We start from the raw sequence: 7,208 nt of genomic DNA, 5'->3' as shown, positions 1-7,208 counted from the left end.
GGGCCGGGTGGGGGCGGGTGCTGGGCAGGCCGAGTGCCGAGGTGAGGTCCCCGAAGGTGCGGCGTCGCCAGGCGCTGATGTTCGGCTCCCGCACCCCGGTGATCTGTTCGAGGAAGCGCAGGACGGAGGTGTGGTCGAAGGGCTCGGTGGCCACGTAGCCGCCCTGGGTCCAGGGCGAGACGATGACGCAGGGCACTCTGATGCCGGCGCCGATGGGCAGGCCGCCGACGAATTCGTCCGGGGTGCCCTTCGGTGGCATCGGCGGGACGACGTGGTCGAAGAGCCCGTCGTTCTCGTCGTAGTTGATGATGAACACGGTCTTCCGCCAGACGTCCGGGTTCACGGCGACGGCGTCCAGCAGGCCGGCGAGGTAGTCGGCGCCCGCGGCCGGGAGGTAGTCGGGGTGCTCGCACTGCGGGGACGGCGGGATGATCCAGGACACGGTGGGCAGCCGGCCCTCGCGCGCGTCGCGCTCGAAGGCGCCGGCCGGGGCGATGGCGAGCCCGTGCTCGTGGAGCGGATCCCCGGGCGAGGAGTCCTGGTAGGCCTTGAAGAACTCCAGCGGGTTGCAGCCGTAGTCGTCCTCCTCCTGGTACACGTGCCAGGAGACGCCGGCCCGGGTGAGGCGCTCGGGGTAGGTCGTCCAGCGGAAGGGCGACGGGATCGAGTTGCTGATGACGGGGCCGCCGTGGCGTCCGTTCGGGTCGTTCGTGCCGGTCCAGTGGTAGAGCCGGTTCGGCCAGGTGGGCCCGAGGACGGAGCAGTGGTAGGCGTCGCAGAGGGTGAAGGACTCGGCGAGCGCGAAGTGGAAGGGGATGTCGGCCCGTTCGTAGTAGCCCATGGTGTAGGGGCCGTTCCGCTCGCCGTCGGCCTTGCGGTGCGCGGGGAGCCAGTTGTCCATGCGGCCGCCGTTCACGGCGGCGTGCTGCACCGTCCAGGCGTGGCTGGTCGAGGGGATCGCCTGGGAGCTGGTACTGCGGGTGTCGAGGTGGAACGGCAGGAGGTAGCCGTCCGGGTGTTCGGGGTCCGGCTGGTGGAAGACCGTGCGCCCGTCGGGGAGGGTCGCCGCGTGCGGGTCGTCGAATCCCCGTACGCCGCGCATCGTGCCGAAGTAGTGGTCGAACGAGCGGTTCTCCTGCATCAGGACCACGACGTGCTCGATGTCTCTCAGGGTCCCGGGGCGCCCGGGCGGTCGTGCCATGGCGCGGCGCAGGTTCGGGGGGAGCAGGGACATCGCGGCGGTGAGTCCGCCGATGCCGAGTGCCGATCCGAGCAGGCGTCGACGGGAGAGATCGGTCATGGTCCACCTCGGTGCCGGAGGCCGGGAACGCGCGCCAGCACACACGACGGCGCCTCCGTGCACAAGAGGGAACGCCTGTCCCATGCCCACCCCGGCCCGGAACGGCCGGAAGCGACCCGCCGGGTGACGTCCGTACCGTCACGCCGGTTGGTGGTGAGGGTCCTCGGGACTGTGGGATTCGGGACTGTGGGATTCGGGACTGTGGGCTTCGGGGCTCGGCCAGGTCCGGATCTCGTACGGGTCGCCGTAGGTCTTCCAGCGCAGCGGCGGTTCGAGGTCGAAGTTCCGTTCGTTGAGGAAGACGCGCTGTTCGGTGTCGACCCGGCTGGTGTTGCCGTGGACCGTGGCGCGTTTGATGGCGGCCTTGCGGGCGTCGAGGAAGGCGTTGAGGTAGGCCGCCTCGTCCCCGCCCAGGGCGGGTGGCTTCGCCCTGGCCATGGCGCTCTTGCGGATGAAGCCGAACCCGTTCCGGTCGTCGCCGCCACCGTGCATGACGATGGCGTCGAAGTAGACGAACTGGCCGAGCGTACGCAGCCCGTCCTCCTTGGCCCGCCGCACCGAGGGGCCGAAGTAGACGTGGTCGCGTTCCTCCTCCTGCGCCGCCTGGAACGCCTCGTCGGCGGCGGCCGCCTTCCATGCCTTGACGAAGGGGTCGCCCAGCCCGGCGTGGGAGGAGGTGCCGTTGACCTTGCGCAGCGCGGGGAGGAAGGCGGCGAGCGGGTTGGCGGGCTTGTGCCGGGTGTAGAGGGTGACGACTTCCAGCATGTCCCCGGTGCCGGAGCAGAAGCCGATGATGCCGCCGGTGTAGCCCTGTCCGTCACCGATGTCCTCGATGTACTGGTACTGGCTTCTCCAGTCGAGGGTGGAGTTCTCGGCGCTGGCGACCAGTTCCATCGCCACTTCCTTGGCGCGCGGGCAGTCGAGGCCGGTCTCGGGAGGCGTCGTGGCGCCGACGGTGAGGGCGACGGCCAGGCCGGCGCAGGCGATCCGAAGATTTCTCCGAAGATTTCTTCGAGCGGTCCGAAGGTTTCCTCGGGCCGGCCGGTCGTCACGCATGGGCTTCTCCCGGGGCGGGGCTCAAGGGCCGGAGGGGGCTGTGGGGCTGTGGTGGTCCTTGGATAGCCGTGGGGCGGCAGTGGCCACAAGCGTCCGGGCCGGGCCCCGGTCTTTCCGACCCACTTGGCTGAGCCCACGTGCCCCGGCCGAACCCCCGCGCTCGGACTGGGGCCCGGCGAACGGAGTCCCAGCGGTTTGCCTTACGGGACCCGGCCCCGTCGTAAGGATTCGCGCTGTCAGTGGGGTGCTATCGCGGCACGGGCACCGGGTACCCGTTACTCATCGGCCATCGCCATGAGCGAGGAGGCAGAGTGAGCAACACGACCGACGCGCCGCTGTCGGGGTGCGCCGCGCTGGTGACCGGCGCTTCGAGCGGCATCGGGGCGGCCACCGCGCTCGCCCTGGCCCGGCAGGGCGCCGCCGTCGCCCTCGTGGCCCGGCGCGCCGAACGGCTGGAGCGGCTGGCCGCCACGGTTCGCGGCGAGGGAGGCGCGTGCGCCGTGCTCCCCGCCGACCTGAGCGAGGGGGACCGGGCCCGTGGCGTCGTCGAGGACGGGGTGCGGCACCTGGGACGGCTGGACGTGGTCGTCAACAGCGCCGGTTACGTGGCCCGGGGCGCGGTCGAGGAGGGCGACCCGGAGCAGTGGCAGCGGATGGTGGACCTCAATTTCACCGCCGTCCTGAACGTCTCGCGAGCGGCCCTGCCCCACCTGGTGAGCGCGGCCGCGGACGGGCGGCGCGGGGTCGCCGACCTCGTCAACATCAGCTCGGTGGCCGGCCGGATCGTCCGCAAGAACAACAGCGTCTACTCGGCGACCAAACACGCGGTGTGCGTCTTCAGCGAGGCGCTGCGCCAGGAGATGACCGGCCGGGCCGTCAGGGTGGGCCTGGTGGAGCCCGGCCTGACCACCACGGAGATGACGGCCGGCAACGACTGGCAGCCGGTCGCGCCCGGCATGCCACGGGAGGCGTGGCTGCGCGCCGACGACATCGCCCGGGCCGTCGTCTTCATGGTGACCCAGCCACCGCACGCCGCCGTCAACGAGATCACGGTGCGGCCGACGGCACAGGAGCCCTGACCGCCGAAGATCGCGCCGGACCCAACATTGGTTGTACTCTTTAAATGATTGGAGTTATTGAACTAATCGACCGGGAGGTCGCGTGTCACCGGAGTTGCCCCCCACCCGCCGTTGGCTCGTCCTCGGCATCTGCTGCTCGGCCCTGCTGCTGGTCAGCCTGGACAACACAATCCTCAATGTGGCCCTGCCCTCGCTGCGGACCGATCTGGGCGCCTCCGTCTCGGGGCTCCAGTGGACGATCGACGCCTATGTCGTCGTCGTGGCCTCTTTGCTCATGCTCGCGGGCTCGACGGCCGACCGGTTCGGCCGGCGCCGCGTCTTCCTGACCGGTCTGGTGGTGTTCACCGCCGCGTCGGCCCTGTGCAGCCTCGCCCCCGGCCTCGGCTGGCTGATCACCTTCCGGGCCCTCCAGGCCGTCGGCGGCTCCATGCTCAACCCCGTCGCGATGTCGATCATCACCAACACCTTCACCCGCCCCGCCGAACGGGCCCGGGCCATAGGCGTCTGGGGCGGGGTCGTGGGCATCAGCATGGCGGCCGGGCCCATCATCGGCGGCACCCTGGTCGAGTCGGTCGGCTGGCGCTCGATCTTCTGGATCAACGTGCCCGTCGGGCTGGCGGCGCTGGTGATGACCCTGCGCTACGTCCCGGAGTCCCGGGCCCCGCGCCCGCGCCGCTTCGACCCGGCCGGCCAGCTGCTGATGATCCTGCTGCTCGCCTCGCTGACCTACGGGATCATCGAGGGCCGGGCCGCCGGCTGGGCCTCTCCGGAGATCATCGGCTGCTTCACCCTCTCCGCGGCCGCTCTCGCCACGCTGATCGTCCATGAGAACCGGCGCTTCGAACCCCTCATCGAACCCCGCCTGTTCCGCAGCGCGCCGCTGGCCGGAGCCACCACCGCGGCGGTGTGCGCCTTCGCGGCGCTGTCCGGCTTCCTCTTCCTCAACATGCTGCACCTCCAGGAGCGGCGCGGTCTGTCCGCCCTGGAGGCGGGCCTGCACATGCTGCCCATGGCCGCCATGTGCCTGGTCTTCGCACCGCTGTCCGGACGGCTGGTGGGAGCGCGCGGGCCCCGGCTGCCGCTGGTCCTGGCCGGGGTGACGCTCACCGCCAGCGGCGTGCTCTTCGCGGCGTTCGACGCGGAGTCCTCGGATCCGCTGCTGTTCACCGCCTATGTGCTCTTCGGCATCGGCTTCGGGCTGGTGAACGCGCCCATCACCAACACCGCGGTCTCCGGCCTCCCGCACTCCCGGGCCGGGGTGGCGGCCGCGCTGGCCTCCACCAGCCGCCAGGTCGGCACGTCGCTCGGTGTCGCCGTCATCGGCGCCACGGCCGCCTCGGGGACGGGGGTCGCCGGCTGGTGGATCATCACGGGGTGCGGACTGGCCGTCCTCGCCCTCGGTACGATCACCACCGGCCACTGGGCCGTTCGGACCGCCGAACGCGCCGCGGCCGGCCTCGACCACAACGGCCCCGACCGGACCAGGACCTCGGTGACGACCCCATGAACACGCAGGACGAGACAGCACGACGGGCCTGGGACAACCTCCGGGAGATCGTCCTCGGCGGCAACGAGCGCCGCAAGGAGGTCGTCGAGGCGCTCGGCATGAGCTTCATCCGCGTCAAGGCGCTGCGCCGGATCGCCAAACGCCCCATGACACTGCGGGAACTGGCGGACGAGCTGCTGACGGACCGGCCGTACACGACGCTCGTCGTGGACGACCTGGCGCGGCAGGGTCTGGTCGAGCGTTCGGAGAACCCCGCGGACCGGCGATCCAAGATCGTCTCCCTGACGCCGGAAGGGGTCGCCGCCGCCGAGCGGGCCGATGCGATCATCGGCCGGCCGCCGGCGGCGCTGCTGGCCCTGCCGGAGGAGGACCTGGCGGCACTGGAGCGGATCGCCGAGCACGTGGTGAAGCTGTCGGCCGATCAGCGGCGCTGACCGCGCCGGCGCCCCGTCCGTTCGGCCGCTGCTCGGCCGAGCAGCGCCTCCGTTCCACGCTGGCCATGAAGAGTGTCGTCGAGAACCACCCCATGCCGTTGCGACGTGACGCCATCCCGGGACTTGCACATGGCGCCATCTTGGCGCCATGATGGCGCCATGGACTTGACGCCCTATGTCGACGATCTTCACCGCCAGCTCGCGGTCGCCGCGGACGCGGGCGGTGACGAAGCACGAGCCCTGGCCGAGCGGCTCACCGCGCCCCTGGAGTCCGCCACCCGGCTCACGCTGCTGAACGCGCTCTCCGCCGCCATGGACGAGGTGACGCGGGACCTCGCGCCCGGTTCGGTCGACGTACGGCTGCGCGGGCTCGACCCCGAATTCGTCGTGACGCCGCCTCCCGCTCCGGACGCCTTCGAGAACGGCGCCGCGTACGACGACGGCATGGGTGGCCTCCGCGCCCCCCTGCCTCCCGCGCCCGCCGCGGCCATGACGCCGGCCGAGGGCGACGAAGGCGGCACGGCACGGATCAACTTCCGTCTCCCCGCGCCCCTCAAGGCCCGCGTCGAGGACGCCGCCGGGCAGGAGGGCCTGTCGGTCAACGCCTGGCTGGTCCGGGCCGTCGCCGCGGCCCTCGACCCGGCCGGCGGCGCCCCCCGGCCCGCCGGGCGGACGCGCCACCGGACCTCTCAGGGCTTCACCGGCTGGGTGCGCTGACCACCCCCGCGAGCCGGCCGGCGGCCGGATCACCCTGGCGACATCACCGTCCGCCGCCCCCGTCCCACCTCGTACGCGGCGGGACGGGGGCGGGACGAGGACGGGACGGGACAGGACGGGAAATCGTCAGCCCCTCGTGATCCCGACCTCGAGCCGGCCGTCGTGCGAGACGTGGGCGGAGAGGGCAGAGAGGTCCTTGACGATCACGTCCGCTTCGAGCTTCTCCGCCGCGTGGGTGGTGGTCAGGGCGATGGTGGTCATGCCCGCCGCGCGCCCGGCGGCCAGCCCGGCCGGGGAGTCCTCGACGACGGCGCAGCGGGACGGGTCGGCGCCGAGGCGTTCGGCCGCCAGGAGGAAGGGTTCGGGGTGGGGCTTGTGGTGGGTGATGTCGTCGACGGTGACGAGGACCTCGGGGAGCATACCGAGCCGCCCGAGGCGGGCCTCGGCCACGCGGCGGGCGCCGGAGGTCACCACGGCCCAGCGGTGCGCGGGCAGCGAGGGTATGAGTTCGGCGGCTCCGGGCACCGGGGTGACGTTGCCGGCCAGGGCGTCGGCCACCTCGGCGTCCTCCAGGCGCCTTACCGCCTGGGCCACTTGGCCGGCGGGCAGCAGGTCCGCGATGATCGCGGAGGCGGGGCGGCCGTGCACCGGGACCCTGGCCATCACCTCGTCGAGGGTCATGCCGTACGACTCCGCCCATCGCCTCCATACGCGTCGGGCCACCGGGCGCATGCAGACGACCGTGTCATCGCTGTCGAATAAGAGGGCGTCAATCGGAAATCGCATGGCCGGGAGCGTACCGGGACCGTTCCGGGCCGAAAGGTCCGGATCCTTCGGTCAGCCGACGCGGCCGGCCCCGGCGCGCCCGGCCAGGGCCAGGGGCACGATCGCCGCCGCTGACAGCAGTCCGCCCAGCCACAGCGCGGCGGAGAGTGAGGCGGCGTCCACCGCACGGCCGCCCAGGAGCGCGCCCGACGCGATGGCGACGTTGAAGACGGCCACGAAGAGCGCCGACGCGGTCTCCCCCGCGCCCGGTGCGACGGTCGTCAGCCAGGTCTGGCAGGCGACCGACACTCCCCCGTACGCGAGCCCCCACACCACGAGCGCCCCCGCCG

7 protein-coding genes and 1 pseudogene are annotated in these 7,208 nt (G+C 72.1%); 4 read left to right on the top strand and 4 right to left on the bottom strand.

The window, feature by feature from the left end; all coding sequences use genetic code 11:
* Both K6I33_RS28710 and K6I33_RS28705 read right to left on the bottom strand, forming a co-directional pair.
* The coding region (locus K6I33_RS28710; protein WP_275126798.1) for an alkaline phosphatase family protein at positions 1-1,300 on the bottom strand (1,300 nt) is incomplete at its 3' end.
* A gap of 138 nt (positions 1,301-1,438) precedes the next feature.
* Positions 1,439-2,356, bottom strand: coding sequence for a chitosanase (locus K6I33_RS28705; protein WP_275126797.1), 918 nt, complete (start codon positions 2,354-2,356; stop codon positions 1,439-1,441).
* A 311-nt stretch (positions 2,357-2,667) separates the two neighbouring features.
* Here K6I33_RS28705 and K6I33_RS28700 point away from each other — a divergent pair, with 311 nt between their 5' ends.
* The 4 genes from K6I33_RS28700 (at position 2,668) to K6I33_RS28685 (ending at position 6,093) form a co-directional block, all read left to right on the top strand.
* A complete protein-coding gene (locus K6I33_RS28700) occupies positions 2,668-3,435 on the top strand; it encodes an SDR family oxidoreductase (RefSeq protein ID WP_229357453.1) in 768 nt (255 codons plus the stop codon).
* 82 nt (positions 3,436-3,517) lie between these two features.
* Entirely contained in the window at positions 3,518-4,942 is a 1,425-nt protein-coding gene (locus tag K6I33_RS28695; protein ID WP_229357452.1) for an MFS transporter, read from the top strand.
* Positions 4,939-5,376 carry a MarR family winged helix-turn-helix transcriptional regulator gene (locus K6I33_RS28690; protein WP_229357451.1) on the top strand — a complete coding sequence of 146 codons (438 nt, stop codon included), beginning with the start codon at positions 4,939-4,941 and terminating at the stop codon, positions 5,374-5,376. Before K6I33_RS28695 ends, K6I33_RS28690 begins: the two co-directional genes overlap by 4 nt.
* 159 nt (positions 5,377-5,535) lie before the next feature.
* On the top strand, positions 5,536-6,093 hold the full coding sequence (locus K6I33_RS28685) for a hypothetical protein (protein WP_229357450.1): 558 nt from the start codon (positions 5,536-5,538) through the stop codon (positions 6,091-6,093).
* Positions 6,094-6,219: 126 nt separating this feature from the next.
* On the opposite strand, the gene K6I33_RS28680 is transcribed toward K6I33_RS28685, so the two are convergent.
* The gene (locus K6I33_RS28680; RefSeq protein ID WP_229357449.1) at positions 6,220-6,879 is read right to left on the bottom strand and encodes an HAD-IA family hydrolase; all 660 of its coding nucleotides are present in this window, start codon (positions 6,877-6,879) and stop codon (positions 6,220-6,222) included.
* 51 nt (positions 6,880-6,930) lie between these two features.
* A pseudogene (locus tag K6I33_RS28675) lies at positions 6,931-7,208 on the bottom strand (MFS transporter); the annotation flags it as partial.

It is taken from the genome of Streptomyces sp. UNOB3_S3 (assembly GCF_020740895.1).
Lineage (GTDB): Bacteria > Actinomycetota > Actinomycetes > Streptomycetales > Streptomycetaceae > Streptomyces.
This window is presented reverse-complemented; position numbering and strand designations above follow the sequence as displayed.

Coding starts and splice junctions, on each gene's coding strand:
- K6I33_RS28705 (WP_275126797.1), bottom strand. CDS start 2,356: ATGCGTGACGACCGGCCGGCCCGAGGAAACCTTCGGACCGCTCGAAGA.
- K6I33_RS28690 (WP_229357451.1), top strand. CDS start 4,939: ATGAACACGCAGGACGAGACAGCACGACGGGCCTGGGACAACCTCCGG.
- K6I33_RS28685 (WP_229357450.1), top strand. CDS start 5,536: ATGGACTTGACGCCCTATGTCGACGATCTTCACCGCCAGCTCGCGGTC.
- K6I33_RS28680 (WP_229357449.1), bottom strand. CDS start 6,879: ATGCGATTTCCGATTGACGCCCTCTTATTCGACAGCGATGACACGGTC.